This is a genomic window from Serratia sp. PL7 (assembly GCF_945957435.1).
Window position 1 is genome coordinate 651,752 of record NZ_CAMFLB010000001.1, and the last position, 17,163, is coordinate 668,914.

17 protein-coding genes and 1 pseudogene are annotated in these 17,163 nt (G+C 60.3%); 15 read left to right on the plus strand and 3 right to left on the minus strand.

Going from position 1 to position 17,163, the window contains the following annotated elements:
* Window positions 1-97 precede the first annotated feature (97 nt).
* The 15 genes and pseudogenes from motA (at window position 98) to N6G83_RS03125 (ending at window position 15,786) form a co-directional block, all read left to right on the plus strand.
* Window positions 98-988, plus strand: coding sequence for a flagellar motor stator protein MotA (gene motA / locus N6G83_RS03055; RefSeq protein WP_015378266.1), 891 nt, complete (start codon window positions 98-100; stop codon window positions 986-988).
* Window positions 985-2,061: a flagellar motor protein MotB gene (gene motB, locus N6G83_RS03060; protein WP_043138656.1), complete on the plus strand. Its 1,077-nt coding sequence runs from the start codon at window positions 985-987 to the stop codon at window positions 2,059-2,061. The genes motA and motB overlap by 4 nt, the downstream gene beginning before the upstream one ends.
* Window positions 2,058-4,079 (plus strand): chemotaxis protein CheA, encoded by a 2,022-nt coding sequence (cheA, locus tag N6G83_RS03065; protein ID WP_049206033.1) that lies wholly within the window; start codon window positions 2,058-2,060, stop codon window positions 4,077-4,079. Before motB ends, cheA begins: the two co-directional genes overlap by 4 nt.
* Before the next feature lie 32 nt (window positions 4,080-4,111).
* Window positions 4,112-4,612, plus strand: coding sequence for a chemotaxis protein CheW (gene cheW / locus N6G83_RS03070; protein ID WP_025303271.1), 501 nt, complete (start codon window positions 4,112-4,114; stop codon window positions 4,610-4,612).
* Between the two features lie 195 nt (window positions 4,613-4,807).
* Window positions 4,808-6,478, plus strand: a complete 1,671-nt coding sequence (tsr, locus tag N6G83_RS03075; RefSeq protein WP_089195993.1) for a methyl-accepting chemotaxis protein — start codon at window positions 4,808-4,810, stop codon at window positions 6,476-6,478.
* Window positions 6,479-6,554: 76 nt separating this feature from the next.
* Window positions 6,555-8,171, plus strand: coding sequence for a methyl-accepting chemotaxis protein (locus tag N6G83_RS03080; RefSeq protein WP_038629515.1), 1,617 nt, complete (start codon window positions 6,555-6,557; stop codon window positions 8,169-8,171).
* A 37-nt stretch (window positions 8,172-8,208) separates the two neighbouring features.
* Window positions 8,209-9,081: a protein-glutamate O-methyltransferase CheR gene (cheR, locus tag N6G83_RS03085; protein WP_025159837.1), complete on the plus strand. Its 873-nt coding sequence runs from the start codon at window positions 8,209-8,211 to the stop codon at window positions 9,079-9,081.
* Window positions 9,081-10,130: a chemotaxis response regulator protein-glutamate methylesterase gene (locus N6G83_RS03090; protein ID WP_025303269.1), complete on the plus strand. Its 1,050-nt coding sequence runs from the start codon at window positions 9,081-9,083 to the stop codon at window positions 10,128-10,130. Before cheR ends, N6G83_RS03090 begins: the two co-directional genes overlap by 1 nt.
* A 102-nt stretch (window positions 10,131-10,232) precedes the next feature.
* The gene (gene cheY, locus N6G83_RS03095) at window positions 10,233-10,622 is read left to right on the plus strand and encodes a chemotaxis response regulator CheY (protein ID WP_089195991.1); all 390 of its coding nucleotides are present in this window, start codon (window positions 10,233-10,235) and stop codon (window positions 10,620-10,622) included.
* A 10-nt stretch (window positions 10,623-10,632) separates the two neighbouring features.
* The gene (gene cheZ / locus N6G83_RS03100; RefSeq protein WP_004934858.1) at window positions 10,633-11,277 is read left to right on the plus strand and encodes a protein phosphatase CheZ; all 645 of its coding nucleotides are present in this window, start codon (window positions 10,633-10,635) and stop codon (window positions 11,275-11,277) included.
* 125 nt (window positions 11,278-11,402) lie between these two features.
* Complete coding sequence (vapB, locus tag N6G83_RS03105; protein WP_089195989.1) at window positions 11,403-11,636, plus strand: type II toxin-antitoxin system VapB family antitoxin; 234 nt, start codon at window positions 11,403-11,405, stop codon at window positions 11,634-11,636.
* Window positions 11,636-12,033, plus strand: a pseudogene (vapC, locus tag N6G83_RS03110) (tRNA(fMet)-specific endonuclease VapC). Before vapB ends, vapC begins: the two are co-directional and overlap by 1 nt.
* A 126-nt stretch (window positions 12,034-12,159) precedes the next feature.
* Window positions 12,160-13,311, plus strand: a complete 1,152-nt coding sequence (flhB, locus tag N6G83_RS03115; protein WP_043138644.1) for a flagellar biosynthesis protein FlhB — start codon at window positions 12,160-12,162, stop codon at window positions 13,309-13,311.
* Window positions 13,304-15,382, plus strand: a complete 2,079-nt coding sequence (gene flhA / locus N6G83_RS03120) for a flagellar biosynthesis protein FlhA (protein ID WP_127146020.1) — start codon at window positions 13,304-13,306, stop codon at window positions 15,380-15,382. Before flhB ends, flhA begins: the two co-directional genes overlap by 8 nt.
* Window positions 15,382-15,786: a flagellar protein FlhE gene (locus N6G83_RS03125; protein WP_127146019.1), complete on the plus strand. Its 405-nt coding sequence runs from the start codon at window positions 15,382-15,384 to the stop codon at window positions 15,784-15,786. Before flhA ends, N6G83_RS03125 begins: the two co-directional genes overlap by 1 nt.
* A 2-nt stretch (window positions 15,787-15,788) precedes the next feature.
* Here N6G83_RS03125 and N6G83_RS03130 read toward each other — a convergent pair whose 3' ends face one another.
* The 3 genes from N6G83_RS03130 to N6G83_RS03140 all read right to left on the minus strand — a co-directional run bounded on the left by N6G83_RS03130 (window position 15,789) and on the right by N6G83_RS03140 (window position 17,123).
* Window positions 15,789-16,091: a helix-turn-helix domain-containing protein gene (locus N6G83_RS03130; protein WP_015378258.1), complete on the minus strand. Its 303-nt coding sequence runs from the start codon at window positions 16,089-16,091 to the stop codon at window positions 15,789-15,791.
* Window positions 16,084-16,458, minus strand: coding sequence for a type II toxin-antitoxin system RelE/ParE family toxin (locus N6G83_RS03135; protein WP_260514674.1), 375 nt, complete (start codon window positions 16,456-16,458; stop codon window positions 16,084-16,086). Before N6G83_RS03135 ends, N6G83_RS03130 begins: the two co-directional genes overlap by 8 nt.
* Before the next feature lie 230 nt (window positions 16,459-16,688).
* Window positions 16,689-17,123 carry a flagella synthesis protein FlgN gene (locus tag N6G83_RS03140; protein WP_127146018.1) on the minus strand — a complete coding sequence of 145 codons (435 nt, stop codon included), beginning with the start codon at window positions 17,121-17,123 and terminating at the stop codon, window positions 16,689-16,691.
* Window positions 17,124-17,163 lie beyond the last annotated feature (40 nt).

The following is a 17,163-nucleotide window of genomic DNA, read 5'->3' on the forward strand; positions in this document are numbered from 1 at the left end:
AGGGGCGGCATGCCGCCCCCAGACACGCAGCCTGGTCTGTCGCGCCAGGGCGCGTTTGCCCCACCTTCCATCCACATTGTTAATTTAAGGAATGCGTGTGCTAGTTATTTTGGGTTATCTCGTGGTATTGGGTGCGGTGTTTGGCGGCTATCTGATCGTGGGCGGTCATCTCGGTGCGTTATACCAACCGGCGGAGTTTCTGATTATCGGCGGGGCGGGTGTCGGCGCTTTCATCGTCGGCAACAACGGCAAAGCAATCAAAGCCACGCTGCGCGCGCTGCCGCGGCTGATGCGCCGTTCCAAATACAACAAAGATCTGTATATGGATCTGATGGCGTTGCTGTTCCGCCTGCTGGCCAAATCGCGTCAGCAAGGCATGCTGTCGCTCGAGTTCGATATCGATAATCCGCAAGAAAGTGAAATTTTCTCTAATTATCCGCGCATCCTTGCCGATAACACCCTGGTGGAGTTCATTACCGACTATTTACGGCTGATGGTGAGCGGCAATATGAATGCGTTCGAGATCGAAGCGCTGATGGACGAAGAGATCGAAACCTACGAGCAGGAAAGCGAAGTGCCCGCCGGCAGTTTGGCGATGGTGGGTGACTCCTTGCCTGCGTTCGGTATCGTCGCGGCGGTGATGGGGGTGGTACACGCCCTGGCTTCGGCCGATCGGCCGGCCGCGGAACTGGGGGCGCTGATCGCTAACGCCATGGTCGGCACTTTCCTCGGTATTCTGTTGGCCTACGGCTTCATCTCGCCGCTGGCCACGTTGCTGCGCCAGAAGAGCGCCGAAAACGTCAAGATGATGCAGTGCATCAAGGTCACGCTGCTGTCGAGCCTGAACGGATACGCACCGCAGATCGCGGTCGAGTTTGGCCGCAAAACGCTGTATACCACCGAACGTCCTTCTTTCGTTGAGCTGGAAGAACACGTGCGCCGCGTGAAAGCGCCGGCGCAGCAGGCGACGGAAGAAGAAGAAGCATGAAACAGAATCATCCGGTCGTTCTGGTCAGAAAGCGCAAGTCGCATCATGCCGCCCATCACGGCGGCTCCTGGAAGATCGCTTATGCCGACTTTATGACGGCGATGATGGCGTTCTTCCTGGTGATGTGGCTGCTGGCGATCGCCAGCCCGCAGGAGCTGACGCAAATCGCCGAATATTTCCGCACGCCGCTCAAGGTTGCCCTGACCAGCGGCGACAAGAGCAGTTCCGAAAGCAGCCCAATCCCGGGCGGCGGCGACGATCCAACGCAACAGCATGGCCTGGTGAGAAAGCAGGTCGACTCGCCGGACTCGCGCGCCGAAGAGCTGCGCCTGAACAAGCTGCGCGAAAAGCTGGATGAGTTGATTGAGTCCGATCCGCGCCTGAAGGCGCTGCGTCCGCATCTGTTGATCAACATGATGGATGAGGGGCTGCGCATTCAGATTATCGATAGCCAGAACCGGCCGATGTTCAAAACCGGCAGCGCGCAGGTCGAGAGTTATATGCGCGATATTCTGCGGGCGATAGCGCCGATCCTCAACGACCTGCCGAACAAGATCAGCCTGTCCGGCCACACCGATGATATCCCTTACGCCACCGGCGAGCGCGGCTACAGCAACTGGGAACTGTCGGCCGATCGCGCCAACGCCTCCCGACGCGAGCTGATTGCCGGCGGCCTGGCGGAAGGCAAGGTGCTGCGGGTGGTGGGCATGGCGGCCACCATGAGCCTGAAACAGCACGGCGCCGATGATGCGATCAACCGTCGTATCACCGTGCTGGTGCTGAACAAGCAAACGCAAGAGGGCATCGAACACGAAAATGCCGAAAGCAACGCGATGGATATCGCCCAGCCGGATAGCCTGAAGCAGCTGGCGCCTTCGGCGACTGCGCCGGCCAGCCAAACGCCGGAACCCCAGGCGGTAACGCCGACCGATCAAGCGACGCCGCCGGCGATGGACCCTGCCGCCCAATCGCAGACATCCCCGGCGATAGCCCCGGCCGGCCAAACGCCGGAACAATCGGCGGCTGCGCCCGCACCGACTAACCGCGACTCACAGCCAGAGGTGACCCCGTGAGCATGGACATTAGCGATTTTTATCAGACCTTCTTTGATGAGGCGGACGAGTTGCTGGCCGACATGGAGCAACACCTGCTGGAGCTGGATCCGCTGGCCCCCGATATCGAGCCGTTGAACGCCATCTTCCGCGCGGCACACTCGATCAAGGGCGGTGCGGCGACCTTTGGCTTTTCGGTGCTGCAGGAAACTACCCACCTGCTGGAGAACCTGCTGGACGGTGCAAGACGCCAGGAAATGAGCCTGAGCACCGAGATTATCAACCTGTTTCTGGAAACCAAAGACATTATGCAGGAGCAACTGGACGCCTATAAAACCTCGCAACAGCCTGACGCCGAAAGCTTTGAATACATTTGCCAGGCGCTGCGCCAGCTGGCGTTGGAAGCGCAACAGCAGCAGGAGGCGCCCGCGGTTCAACCGGCCGTTCAGCAGCCCGTTGTTCAGCACGCAGCCGCGCCGGCGGCGATCGAAGGCGGCATGCGCATCAGCCTGAACGGGCTAAAAGCCAGTGAAATCCCCTTGATGTTGGAAGAGCTGGGCAACCTCGGCGAGGTTAAAGATCCGCATCAGACGGAACACAGTCTGGACGTGACGTTGCTCACCTCCGCCAGCGAAGACGACATCAGCGCCGTGCTGTGCTTCGTGTTGGAACCGGAACAAATCAGCTTCTCGACGCCGACGCAAAGCGAACCGGCCGCCGTGGAAGCGAGCTTACCGGAAGCGGTCGCCGTGCCGGAACCTGCGCCAGCGCCGGTCGCCAGCGCCGTGCCGCCCGCCACTAAACCGGCCGCCGCAGCGGCGGAAGCGCCAAAAGCGCGCGCCAAGGCGAGCGAATCCACCAGCATTCGCGTGGCGGTGGAAAAGGTGGATCAGCTGATCAACCTGGTGGGCGAGCTGGTGATCACCCAGTCGATGCTGGCGCAACGCTCCGGCACGCTGGATCCGGTGAACCACGGCGATCTGCTGAACAGCATGAGCCAGCTGGAGCGTAACGCGCGCGATCTTCAAGAGTCGGTCATGTCGATCCGCATGATGCCGATGGAATATGTCTTCAGCCGCTACCCGCGCCTGGTGCGCGATTTGGCCGGCAAGCTGAACAAACAGGTGGAACTGACGCTGCAGGGCAGCTCCACCGAACTGGACAAGAGCCTGATCGAACGGATTATCGATCCGTTGACGCACCTGGTGCGCAACAGCCTCGATCACGGTATCGAAGAACCGGCCACCCGCATCGCCGCCGGTAAATCGGCGGTGGGCAATCTGGTGCTGTCGGCCGAACATCAGGGTGGCAACATCTGTATTGAGGTCATCGACGATGGCGCCGGCCTGAACCGCGAAAAAATTCTCGCCAAGGCCGCGTCGCAAGGGCTGGCGGTGAGCGACAGCATGAGCGACGAAGAGGTCGGCATGCTGATCTTTGCTCCGGGCTTCTCTACCGCCGAGCAGGTGACCGACGTTTCCGGCCGTGGCGTCGGCATGGACGTGGTGAAACGGAATATTCAGGAGATGGGCGGCCACGTCGAGATCCGTTCACAGGCCGGTAAGGGCACCACCATCCGCATCCTGCTGCCGTTGACGCTGGCGATCCTTGACGGCATGTCGGTCAAGGTGAACGACGAAGTCTTCATTCTGCCGCTGAACGCGGTGATGGAATCGCTGCAGCCGCAGGCGGAAGATCTTCATCCGTTGGCCGGCGGCGAACGCGTGCTGCAGGTGCGCGGCGAATACCTGCCGCTGGTAGAACTGTATCGGGTATTTGAAGTGGAAGGCGCCAAAACCGACGCTACGCAGGGCATCGTCGTCATCCTGCAAAGTGCCGGCCGCCGCTATGCGCTGCTGGTGGATCAGCTGATCGGCCAGCATCAGGTGGTGGTGAAGAATCTGGAAAGCAACTACCGCAAAGTGCCGGGCATCTCCGCCGCGACCATTTTGGGCGACGGCAGCGTGGCCTTGATCGTCGATGTCTCGGCGTTGCAAACCTTGAACCGTGAAAAGCGTCTGACGGACGCCGCCGCATAATAATGAGTTTATTGATTTAAAAGGTGAATGATATGGCAGGATTGGCAGCCGTCAGCAAATTGGCTGGCGAAACGGTAGGGCAAGAGTTTCTGATTTTCACCCTGGGCAACGAGGAGTACGGCATCGATATCCTCAAGGTGCAGGAAATTCGCGGCTACGATCAGGTGACCCGCATCGCCAACACCCCGGCGTTCATCAAGGGGGTCACTAACCTGCGCGGCGTGATCGTCCCGATCATCGATCTGCGGGTGAAATTCTCGCAGCAAAGCGTGTCTTACGATGAGAACACCGTGGTGATCGTACTGAACTTTGGCCAGCGCGTGGTGGGCATCGTGGTCGACGGCGTCTCCGACGTGCTGTCATTGACCGCCGAGCAGATCCGTCCGGCGCCGGAGTTCGCGGTGACGCTGGCGACTGAATACCTGACCGGCCTCGGTTCGCTGGGCGAGCGCATGTTGATCCTGGTGGATATCGAAAAGCTGCTGAGCAGCGAAGAGATGTCGCTGGTCGACAGCGTGGCGAAAAGCGTCTGATCCAAGACTCAAGGGGGCAGGGCGCTGCCCCCTTCATCCATCACTCTTCCTGACCTGTCGCGATGCCGCAGACCGTACCAGTAACCCCCACTAAAAATAGTTACTTTCCCGCATAAAGTTTTGCCGCGCGGCGCCGATAACTCTCACATTCAACGTCATCAGAGCCTGTCTGCGCGGGCTTCAACAAGGGAAATCATGTTAAATCGTATGAAGGTGGTCACCAGCCTGTTGCTGGTGTTGGTGCTGTTTGGCGCCTTGCAGTTGATTTCGGGCGGACTCTTTTTCTCCTCGCTGAAAAGCGATAAGGAAAACTTTACCGTCCTGCAAACTATCCGCCAGCAGCAGCTGCAGCTGAGTGAAAGCCGCGTTGACCTGCTGCAGGCGCGCAACTCCCTGAACCGTGCCGGTATTCGCTACATGATGGATACCAACAAGATCGGCAGCGGCGCCACCATTGATGAACTGCTGGCCAAGGCGAAAGAAGAGCTGGGCGAAGCGGAAAGACACTATGCCGCTTACGAAAAAATCCCGCAGGATCCGCGTCAGGACCCCCAGTCGGCGGAACGCGTTAAACAGCAATACGACATTCTGTACGGCGCGCTCTCCGAGCTGATCCAACTGCTGGGCGAAGGCAAGATCAACGCCTTCTTCGATCAGCCTACGCAGAGCTACCAGGACAACTTTGAGCAGAGCTACAACGTTTACCTGGAGCAAAACGGCAAGCTCTATCAAATCGCAGTCGACGGCAGCAACAGCTCCTATAACTCGGCCATCTGGACGCTGATCGTGATCCTGGTGGTGGTGCTGGCGGTGATCGTACTGGTCTGGACCGGTATCCATCACATCCTGGTGCGCCCGCTGAACCGCATGATCGATCACATCAAACAGATCGCCGCCGGCGACCTGACTCAGCAAATCGTCGTCAACAGCCGCAACGAAATGGGCGTGCTGGCGGCCAGCCTGAAACACATGCAAGGCGAACTGATTGAAACCGTCAGCGGCGTACGTCAGGGCGCGGATGCCATCTACAGCGGCGCGTCAGAAATCGCTGCGGGCAACAACGATCTCTCCTCCCGCACCGAGCAGCAGGCCGCGTCGCTGGAAGAGACCGCCGCCAGCATGGAACAGCTGACCGCGACGGTGAAACAGAACGCCGAAAACGCCCGTCAGGCTTCACAGCTGGCGTTGAGCGCCTCCGAAACCGCACAGAAAGGCGGCAAGGTTGTGGCCAACGTGGTGCAGACCATGCATGACATCGCCGGCAGCTCGCAGAAAATTGCCGATATCACCGGCGTGATCGACGGTATCGCCTTCCAGACCAACATCCTGGCGTTGAACGCCGCGGTGGAAGCGGCGCGTGCCGGCGAGCAGGGCCGCGGCTTCGCGGTGGTGGCCGGCGAAGTGCGTAACCTGGCGCAGCGCAGCGCGCAGGCGGCGAAAGAGATCAAAGGCCTGATCGAAGATTCGGTCAGCCGCGTCGATATGGGCTCTGTGCTGGTCGAAAGCGCCGGTGAAACCATGGGCGACATCGTCAATGCCGTCACCCGCGTGACCGACATCATGGGCGAAATCGCCTCGGCGTCGGACGAGCAGAGCCGCGGTATCGATCAGGTTGGCCAGGCGGTAGCGGAAATGGACCGCGTCACCCAGCAGAACGCCTCGTTGGTGGAAGAATCCGCCTCGGCGGCGGCGGCGCTGGAAGAACAGGCCAGCATGCTGACCCAGTCGGTGGCGGTATTCCGCCTGAGGTCGGAAGGCCAGGAAGAGTTTAAAGCGCCTGTCACCAACAAGGCGACGGTAACACCGGTAATCAATCATAAGAAAATGAACGCCAGCGATCTGCAGGATAACTGGGAAACGTTCTGACCGGTATCGGGCCTCTCTCGCAGGGGCCCTTTTCCCTACGTAGGCCGGTCGCCGGCCGGCTGCAAGGAGGTTCACAGTGTTTAACCGAATCCGTATCTCTACCAGCTTATTCCTGTTGTTGATGACCTTCTGCGTTCTGCAGTTGGCCAGCAGCGGCCTGTCGTATTCCGCGTTTCGCTCCGATAACCACAACCTCGACATCATCACCCTCGGCAGCCAGCAGCGCGATTCGCTCAGCCTGAGTTGGGTGTCGCTGTTGCAGGCGCGCAATACGCTGAACCGCGCCGGCACCCGCGCGGCGCTGAAGCTGCCGCAGGAGCAGGTGAACGAACTGATGAGCAGCGCCCGCAGTTCGCTGCAGAAGGCCGATCTCTATTTCAATCAGTTCATGGCGGTTGAACGCAGCAGTGAACAGCAAAGCCAGCAGACGGCCACCACCAAGGCCAGCTACGAGCGGCTGCGCGGCGCGCTGCGTGAACTGATCGGTTTCCTGGAAAAGGGCGAGCTGCAGGCGTTTATGGATCAGCCGACGCAGAAAACCCAGGACCTGTTCGAGGCCGACTTCGTGCAGTACCTGCAGTTGGTCAACGGCGACATCAGCGAAGCCAGGGACGCCAACCAGTTCTCCTTCACGCTGGCGGGCCTGATGCTGGCGGGGGCGGTCTTAATGCTGATCGTGGTGACCGGCAGCGCCATGTGGTGGTTGCGCACCATGTTGGTACAGCCGTTGAACCAAATCCGCAGCCACTTTGAACGCATCGCCGCCGGCGATTTGGCGACGCCGATTCAGGTGTACGGCCGCAATGAAATCAGCATGCTGTTCGCCAGCCTGCAACGCACGCAGCAGTCGCTGATCGGCACCGTCGGCGCGGTGCGCGACGGGGCGGAGTCGATTCTGATCGGCCTGCAGGAAATCTCCGAAGGCAATAACGATCTGTCTTCCCGCACCGAGCAGCAGGCCGCTTCGCTGGAAGAGACCGCCGCCAGCATGGAACAGCTGACCGCGACGGTGAAACAGAACGCCGACAATGCGCGGCAGGCCTCTCAGCTGGCGCGTGACGCCTCGGCCACCGCGGCCAAGGGCGGCGAGCTGGCCGGCGATGTGGTCACCACCATGCACGATATCGCCAACAGTTCGCAGAAAATCGGCGCCATCACCAGCGTGATTGACGGCATCGCCTTCCAGACCAACATTCTGGCGCTCAATGCGGCGGTGGAAGCGGCGCGCGCCGGTGAACAAGGACGCGGTTTCGCCGTGGTCGCCGGCGAAGTGCGCAACCTGGCGAGCCGCAGCGCGCAGGCGGCGAAAGAGATCAAGGGGCTGATCGACGAATCGGTCAGCCGCGTCAAACACGGCTCGGTGCTGGTGGAAAACTCCGGCGCCACCATGCAGGACATTGTGCGTTCGGTGACCCGCGTGACCGACATCATGGGCGAGATCGCCTCGGCGTCGGATGAACAGAGCCGCGGCATCGAGCAGGTGACGCAGGCGGTGACCCAGATGGATCAGGTCACCCAGCAGAACGCCGCGTTGGTGGAAGAGTCCGCTTCTGCCGCCACCGCGCTGGAAGAGCAGGCCATTACCCTGGCCGACGCGGTCGCGGTATTCCGTCTGGCGGACGATAACTTCGTCGCGCCAGGTAACAGCAGCAACGCAGTTTCACCCGTGGTAAAGGAAGCCCAAGATTGTTAAACCGCATAAGCAGCACGTTTTTCTCCGGTGAAGCGGCATGAAACAGGCGCCGTCAACTTCTAACCGGGATACAGCGTCGATGTTGACGCAAATGGTGCAGCGTCTGCCGCTGTCGGACGTGCATTTTCGCCGTATCAGCCAGTTGATTTATCAACGCGCCGGCATCGTGCTGGCGGAGCATAAGCGCGAGATGGTTTACAACCGCCTGGTGCGCCGGCTGCGGCTGTTGGGATTGCACGATTTCGGCGACTACTTGGCGCTGCTGGAAAGCGATCCGAACAGCGCGGAGTGGCAGGCGTTCATCAACGCGTTGACCACCAACCTGACGGCCTTTTTCCGCGAGGCGCATCACTTCCCGATCCTGGCGGAGCATGCGCGCTCGCGGCCGAACGGCTACAGCGTCTGGAGCACCGCGGCCTCGACCGGTGAAGAGCCGTATTCGATCGCCATCACGCTGAGCGATGCATTGGGCCAGCGGGCCGGCAGTTGCCAGGTCTGGGCCAGCGACATCGACACGCAGGTGCTGGAAAAAGCGGAAGCGGGCGTTTACCGCCAGGAAGATCTGCGCACCCTGACGCCGACCCAAATGCAGCGCTATTTCCTGCGTGGCACCGGGCCGCATCAGGGGCTGGTGCGCGTGCGGCCGGAACTGGCGGCGCGGGTGAACTTCCAGCCGTTGAACCTGCTGGCGCCAGAGTGGGCGCTGCCGGGGCAATTCGACGCCATTTTTTGCCGCAACGTCATGATCTATTTCGATAAGGCGACGCAGGAGCGCATTCTGCGCCGCTTCGTTCCCTTGCTTAAGCCGGGGGGGCTGATGTTCGCTGGCCACTCCGAGAACTTCAGCCAGATCAGCCGGGATTTCTACTTGCGTGGGCAGACCGTGTATGGGCTGACCAAGGAGAGGTAATGAGTAAAATCAGAGTGTTATGCGTAGACGATTCGGCACTGATGCGTCAGCTGATGACGGAAATCGTGAACGGCCATCCCGACATGGAAATGGTGGCGACCGCGCCGGATCCGCTGGTGGCGCGCGATCTGATCAAAAAATTTAATCCCCAGGTGCTGACGCTGGACGTCGAGATGCCGCGCATGGACGGGCTGGATTTCCTCGAGAAGCTGATGCGCCTGCGGCCGATGCCGGTGGTGATGGTCTCTTCGCTGACCGGTAAAGGGTCTGAGATCACGCTGCGCGCGCTGGAGCTGGGCGCGGTGGATTTCGTCACCAAACCGCAGCTCGGTATCCGTGAGGGCATGTTGGCCTACAGCGAACTGATTGCCGAGAAGATCCGCACCGCCGCCAGAGCGCGCCTGCCGCAGCGTTCCAACAGCCCGGCGCCGGCGATCCTCAGCCACGCGCCGCTGCTGAGCAGTGAAAAATTGATCGCCATCGGCGCTTCCACCGGCGGTACCGAAGCGATCCGCCAGGTACTGCAGCCGCTGCCGGCCACCAGCCCGGCGCTGCTGATCACCCAGCACATGCCGCCCGGTTTCACCCGTTCGTTCGCCGAACGGCTGAACAAACTGTGCCAGATCACGGTGAAAGAAGCGGAGGACGGCGAGCGCGTGCTGCCGGGCCACGCCTACATCGCACCGGGGGACCGCCACCTGGAGCTGGCGCGCAGCGGCGCCAACTATCAGGTGAAGCTGCATGACGGTCCGGCGGTCAACCGCCATCGTCCGTCTGTCGACGTGCTGTTCCGTTCGGTGGCGCAATATGCCGGCCGCAATGCGGTGGGGGTGATCCTCACCGGCATGGGGAACGACGGTGCGGCGGGGATGCTGGAGATGCACCGCGCCGGGGCCTATACCCTGGCGCAGAACGAGGCGAGCTGCGTGGTGTTCGGCATGCCGCGCGAGGCGATCGCCAGCGGCGGCGTCAGCGAAGTGGTTGAGTTGGACAGGATGAGCCAGCGCATGTTGGCGCAGATTTCCGGCGGCCAGGCATTGCGCATTTAATTTTAGTCCGCAGGGTTTACCCGGCGGCGATATGACCCTGGTTCGCCGCGCGGCGGCCTGCGGTTTTGCATCATTAAACGGTTAACTATTTCAGGAGTAACAATGGCAGACAAGAACCTCAGATTTCTGGTTGTGGACGACTTTTCCACCATGCGCCGCATCGTCAGAAATTTGCTCAAAGAGCTGGGCTTCAACAACGTCGAAGAAGCTGAAGATGGCGCGGATGCGCTGAACAAGCTGCGCGCCGGCGGTTTCGACTTCGTGGTGTCCGATTGGAACATGCCGAACATGGACGGACTCGAACTGTTACAGACCATTCGCGCCGATAGCGCGCTGTCCGCGATGCCGGTACTGATGGTGACGGCGGAAGCCAAGAAAGAAAATATCATCGCGGCGGCGCAGGCCGGCGCCAGCGGTTATGTAGTGAAACCATTTACGGCGGCGACGCTGGAAGAAAAGCTCAACAAGATTTTTGAAAAATTGGGCATGTAAGGAGAGGGCGATGAGAGACATTCCAATGCCTGCCAGCGATGCAGCGACCGCGGGAGAGATCATCTCCCGCATCGGCCAACTGACCCGAATGCTGCGCGACAGCATGCGCGAACTGGGGCTCGATCAGGCGATCGCCCAGGCGGCAGAGGCGATCCCGGATGCGCGCGACCGTCTTGACTATGTCGTAACCATGACGGCGCAGGCGGCGGAACGGGCGTTGAACTGCGTGGAGGCGGCGCAACCGCGCCAGGCGGAGCTGGAATCCGGCGCCAACGCGTTGAAAGGGCGCTGGGACGAGTGGTTCGCCAATCCCATCGAACTGGACGATGCGCGTTCTCTGGTCAACGACACGCGCCAGTATCTGGATCAGGTGCCGGGCCATACAGCCTTCACCAATGCCCAGCTACTGGAAATCATGATGGCGCAGGACTTCCAGGATCTGACCGGTCAGGTGATCAAGCGCATGATGGATGTGGTGCAGGAGATCGAAAAGCAGCTGCTGATGGTGCTGATGGAAAACATGCCGGAGCAGCCGGTGAAGGAAAAACGGCCGAACGACAGCCTGCTGAACGGCCCGCAGCTCGACCAGAACGGCGTCGGCGTCATCGCCAACCAGGCGCAGGTCGACGATCTGCTCGACAGCCTCGGTTTCTAAGGCTTTTCGGGGCGCGCGACGGCGCGCCCCGAAAGTTGCGCGGTGTCCCGCAAAGATTAATGTATATAGCATTACTATATACATCATGGCGGTTATAATTTGTACTCCAATTTAAGGAGGTCGCCATGACGTTAGGTTCTGTCTTTACCAATAATCGGACACAGGCTGTACGCTTGCCCGCAGAGGTGCGTTTCCCTGATACCGTTTCTAAAGTGACCGTTCGCGTAGTGGGCAAAGAGCGCATTCTTGCCCCCCTGGAGAATACTTGGGACAGTTTCTTCTGTGCGGCAAATGAGGTGAGCGATGATTTCCTCAATGAACGTGCAGGACAGCACCAGGGTGAGCGGGAAGATTTTTGATGTTCAGTCATATGCTGGACACCAACATTGTTATCTATGTCATCAAGCGCCGGCCGCTGGAAGTGCTGGAGGCATTCAATCGCTATGCAGGTAAAATGGTCATTTCGTCGATCACCTATGGCGAATTGGTTCACGGGTGGAGAAAAGCGCTCGTCCAGCGGTGAACGCCAGAGTCGTTGAAGATTTTGTCTCCCGATTGGACATTCTCGATTACAGCGCCAAAGCGACATCGCACTATGGCAATATCCGGGCTGCGCTGGAACGCCAGGGAACGCCTATTGGCGTAAACGATCTACATATCGCCAGGCATGCGCGCAGCGAAGGATTGATCCTGGTGACCAATAATCGACGCGAACTTGAGCGCGTTGAGGGTTTGCGGCTGGAAAATTGGTTGTAACGTCTCCCTGATGGTCTCATCCCCTAAATAACCCGCCTTTTTCCCCGTTGTTCCGCCAATGACATCGCCAATTTTTTGGCATGCTGACCGCCATTCTTTACCCTCCCGACACAGGAACGGCGTTTCGTGGCTGAAGACAGCGATCTGGAAAAAAGCGAGGCCCCCACGCCCCACCGGCTGGAGAAGGCGCGTGAAGACGGCCAGATCCCGCGCTCCCGCGAGCTGACCTCGGTACTGATGCTGCTCTCGGGCCTCGCGATCATCCTGATGTCCGGCAGCAACATGGCGCAACAGCTGGCGGCGATGCTCACGCAGGGGTTGAACTTCGACCATGGCATGGTCAGCAACGATAAACAGATGGTACGCCAACTCGGCATGTTGCTGCGTCAGGCGGTGCTGGCGCTGTTGCCGATCATGGCGGGGCTGGTACTGGTGGCGCTCGCCGCGCCGATGCTGCTGGGGGGCATTCTGTTCAGCGGCAAGTCGATTAAATTCGACTTGAAGCGGTTGAACCCGTTGTCCGGGTTGAAGCGCATCTTTTCCACCCAGGTGCTGGCCGAGCTGCTGAAAGGGATCCTCAAAGCGACGCTGGTCGGTTGGGTGACCGGTCTTTATCTGTGGCACAACTGGGCGGCGATGCTGCATCTGATGACTCAGCAGCCGCTCGACGCGTTGGGCAATGCGCTGCAGATGATCCTGTTCTGCGGTTTTCTGGTGGTGCTGGGATTGACGCCGATGGTGGCGTTTGACGTGTTCTACCAGCTGTGGAGCCACTTCAAAAAGCTGAAGATGACCAAGCAGGATATTCGCGACGAATTCAAAGACCAGGAGGGGGATCCGCACGTCAAGGGACGCATTCGCCAGCAGCAGCGGGCGATCGCCCGGCGCCGCATGATGGCCGACGTGCCTAAGGCGGACGTGATCGTCACCAACCCGACGCACTACGCCGTCGCGTTGCAGTACAACGACAAAAAAATGAGTGCGCCGAAAGTGCTGGCCAAAGGGGCCGGCGAAATCGCCTTGCGCATTCGTGAGCTCGGTGCGGAGCACCGCATTCCGATGCTGGAGGCGCCGCCGCTGGCGCGTGCGCTGTATCGGCACAGCGAGATTGGACAACATATTCCGGCCACCCTGTATGCCGCCGTCGCCGAAGTGCTGGCCTGGGTGTACCAGCTGCGCCGCTGGCGGCGCGAGGGCGGCCTGATCCCGAAAAAACCTGAACGTTTACCGGTGCCGGAAGCACTGGATTTTGCAAGAGAGAGTGACTCTGATGGCTAATTTGGCCTCCCTGCTTCGTTTGCCGGGCAATTTTAAAGATACGCAGTGGCAGGTGTTGGCCGGCCCGGTGCTGATCCTGTTGATCCTGTCGATGATGGTGCTGCCGCTGCCGGCGTTTATCCTCGATCTGCTGTTTACCTTCAACATCGCGCTGTCAATCATGGTGCTGCTGGTGGCGATGTTCACCCAGCGCACGCTCGAATTCGCCGCCTTCCCGACCATTCTGCTGTTCTCCACATTGCTGCGTTTGTCGCTCAACGTCGCGTCGACGCGCATCATCTTGCTGGAGGGCCACACCGGTTCCGCCGCCGCCGGGCGCGTGGTGGAAGCCTTTGGCCACTTCCTGGTGGGGGGCAACTTCGCCATCGGCATCGTGGTGTTCATCATCCTGGTGCTGATCAACTTTATGGTAATTACCAAAGGTGCAGGGCGTATCGCCGAAGTGGGCGCGCGCTTCGTGCTGGACGGCATGCCGGGTAAACAGATGGCGATCGACGCCGACCTGAACGCCGGGCTGATCGGTGAAGACGAAGCGAAGAAACGCCGCGCTGAAGTGACCCAGGAGGCCGATTTCTACGGCTCGATGGACGGTGCCAGTAAATTCGTGCGTGGCGATGCCATTGCCGGCCTGATGATCATGGTGCTGAACGTCGTCGGTGGCCTGTTGGTCGGTGTCGTGCAGCATGGCATGGAGCTGGGGGCGGCGGCGGAAAGCTATACGCTGCTGACCATCGGTGACGGCCTGGTGGCGCAGATCCCAGCGTTGGTGATCTCCACCGCCGCCGGCGTCATCGTCACCCGCGTCGCGACCGATCAGGACGTCGGCGAGCAGATGGTGGGCCAGCTGTTCAACAATCCGCGCGTGATGTTGCTGAGCGCCGGGGTACTGGGGCTGTTGGGCCTGGTGCCGGGCATGCCGAACCTGGTGTTCCTGCTGTTTACCGCCGCTTTGCTGGGCCTGGCCTGGTGGCTGCGTGGCCGTGAACAACAGGCACCGAAAACGGTGGAAGAACCGGCGATGCCGGAGAATCCGCAGGCCGCCGAGGCCAGCTGGGCCGACGTTCAGTTGGAAGATCCGCTGGGGATGGAAGTGGGCTACCGGCTGATTCCGATGGTCGATTTTCAACAGAACGGCGAGCTGCTGGGGCGTATCCGCGGGATCCGCAAGAAATTCGCGCAGGACATGGGCTATTTGCCGCCGGTGGTACACATCCGCGACAATCTGGAACTGCCGCCAGCCAGCTACCGCATCCTGATGAAAGGCGTTGAGATCGGCAGCGGTGAAGCGCAGCCGGGCCGTTGGCTGGCGATCAACCCCGGCAATGCCGTGGGCGAGCTGGCGGGAGACAAAACCGTCGATCCCGCCTTTGGGCTCGAGGCGGTATGGATCGACAGCGCCTTGCGCGAGCAGGCGCAGATCCAGGGCTTTACCGTGGTGGAAGCCAGTACCGTAGTAGCGACGCACCTTAATCACCTGATCGGCCAGTTCGCCAGCGAGCTGTTTGGCCGCCAAGAAACTCAGCAGCTGCTGGACCGTGTTTCACAAGAGATGCCGAAGCTGACCGAAGACCTCGTGCCGGGCGTGGTGTCGCTGACGACGCTGCACAAAGTGCTGCAAAACCTGTTGGCCGAACGCGTTTCTATCCGCGATATGCGCACCATCGTCGAAACGCTGGCGGAACATGCCCCGGCGCAAAGCGATCCTTATGAGCTGACGACCGTGGTGCGGGTGGCGCTGGGCCGGGCGATCACGCAGCAGTGGTTCCCGGGCAACGGCGAGATTCAGGTTATCGGCTTGGATACCCAGCTGGAGCGCCTGTTGCTGCAGGCGTTGCAGGGCGGCGGCGGTCTGGAGCCGGGGCTGGCTGACCGTCTGCTGGAGCAGGCGCGTCAGGCGCTGCAACGGCAAGAGATGCTCAGCGCGCCGCCGGTACTGTTGGTTAACCATGCTCTGCGTCCTTTACTGGCGCGCTTCCTGCGTCGCAGCCTGCCGCAGCTCGTGGTGCTGTCCAACCTGGAGATCAACGACGATCGCCAGATTCGCATGACCTCGACCATTGGAGCCGCCTGATGAAACGCTGTCTGTCCTTGTTGTGTTTGCTGGCGCCGCTAGCCGCCGGCGCGGTGTCCGGCTCCTGGGTGGCCGAAGGGGCGGGCGTGACGCTGGAACAGGGCGGGATGCGCGATGAATCCGCCGGTTTGCGGCCGCCGAACGCGCTGCCGGATGCCAATGCGCGCATCACCAGCGTCAGCTGGCGCTACCGTTTGCTGGGGCCAGAGCCCGTGGGGCTGCAGGCGCAGCTTTGCACGGTCAACCGCTGCATTCCGCTGGGCGGCGGCAGCGGCAGCAGCAACGGTCTGCAGGGCGAGCCGGCCAATGCGGAATTGCGTTTCGTCTATTACGTGCAGTCGCAAGGCGGGTTGAACCCGCCGCTGCGGGTGATTGGCAATCAGGTGATCGTCAATTATCAGTAAGATCAGGCCAGAATTTGCAGGCCGTTGCGTTCCACCAGCGTCAGCAGCTTCATCGCGGCGGAGTTCGGTTGCGCTTCGCCGCGCTCCCATTTCTGTACCGCCTTTTTGCTGACGTTGAGATACAGCGCAAACACCGGCTGACTGACGTTTTCCCGTTCGCGCAGCGCGCGGATCTCGGCCGGCCCGAACTGCTTCACCGGCCGCAGGCACAGCATGTCGAAAGTGCGCATGGTCACGTCGTCGACGAAACCGGCGCGGTGCAGGCCCTGAACTTCCTGGTGGATCTCGGCAAGAATTTTACTCATCGCTTAGCCTCCGTAACTCCCTGTTGTTGACCAGCTGGTAGAGTCTGAATGGCGAATAATCCAGATACAGCGCAGCCAGATGTTTCAATCCCTGTAACTCATCCACACTGATGTTTTCTCTCTCGCTTTTGGCAAAGCCGCGCATAAAAAACAGGCGGTCTTCATCGCGAAAAACGATCAGCACCCGATAGCCGCCACGTTTGCCCGCACCAGCCCGAGCGATGCGCTTTTTGTATACGCAACCGCCAAGATTGGCGTCGTACCGCTGATGCTGCATTTCTCGCGCCGCTTTCACTATCGTGGCGTCGCTAATGCGCTCGCGTGCGGCAAAACCCTGAAAGGTTTTGGTGAGATAGATATCAGCCATTCGCTCTCCCTGCGAATCTATACCCGTTAAGGGTATATTTCAAGTGATTTAAAAATCACCACAGGGTGACAAGTGGCCAAAGGGAAAGAAACAGCCAAATTCACGTTCTGCGCAGCCTGACGCATAACGTTAAGGGAACTCAGGAGGTGATGAGGTGAAAATGCGAGGGGATGCGCAAAAGTCGGCTAACGCGTGCCCGGTGATAGGCTCACCGGGCGAAATGAGTCAGGTCAGACGCCGATTTTTCTGCCGAGCAGGCTGCCGGCGTGCGACTGGCCGTCCGGGCCATACAGCGATTTGTTGTTCTTACTGAGGATAGCCAGCGCCTGAGCGTTGTGGTCGATCTGCTGATTGAGCAGCAGGCCGTTGTGCTGGTTCTTCTCACGCAGCGTTTGGCTCAGCAACTGAACGTGTTGCCAGCGATCGGCCAGAGGCGCATGGCTGGCATAGGGCGCGCGTTGCCCGCAGGTTTTTTCCTGCCCCAGGCGCTGTTGCTCGAGGTAAGCGACCGTCGCCAGCAGTTGGCTTTTGGCATCGGTGACGCGCTGCAAGGCCACGCCGGGCAACTGGCCGGAACACAGCAAGTCGTGCTCTTCCTCCAGCACGCCATTGAGCGCCTGCAGTGTTTCCAACAGTTTGTCCAGCAGTTGTACCAGCTTTTCCATAGTGATGACTTATCCTTTATCGCTACCCGCCGCCGCGTTG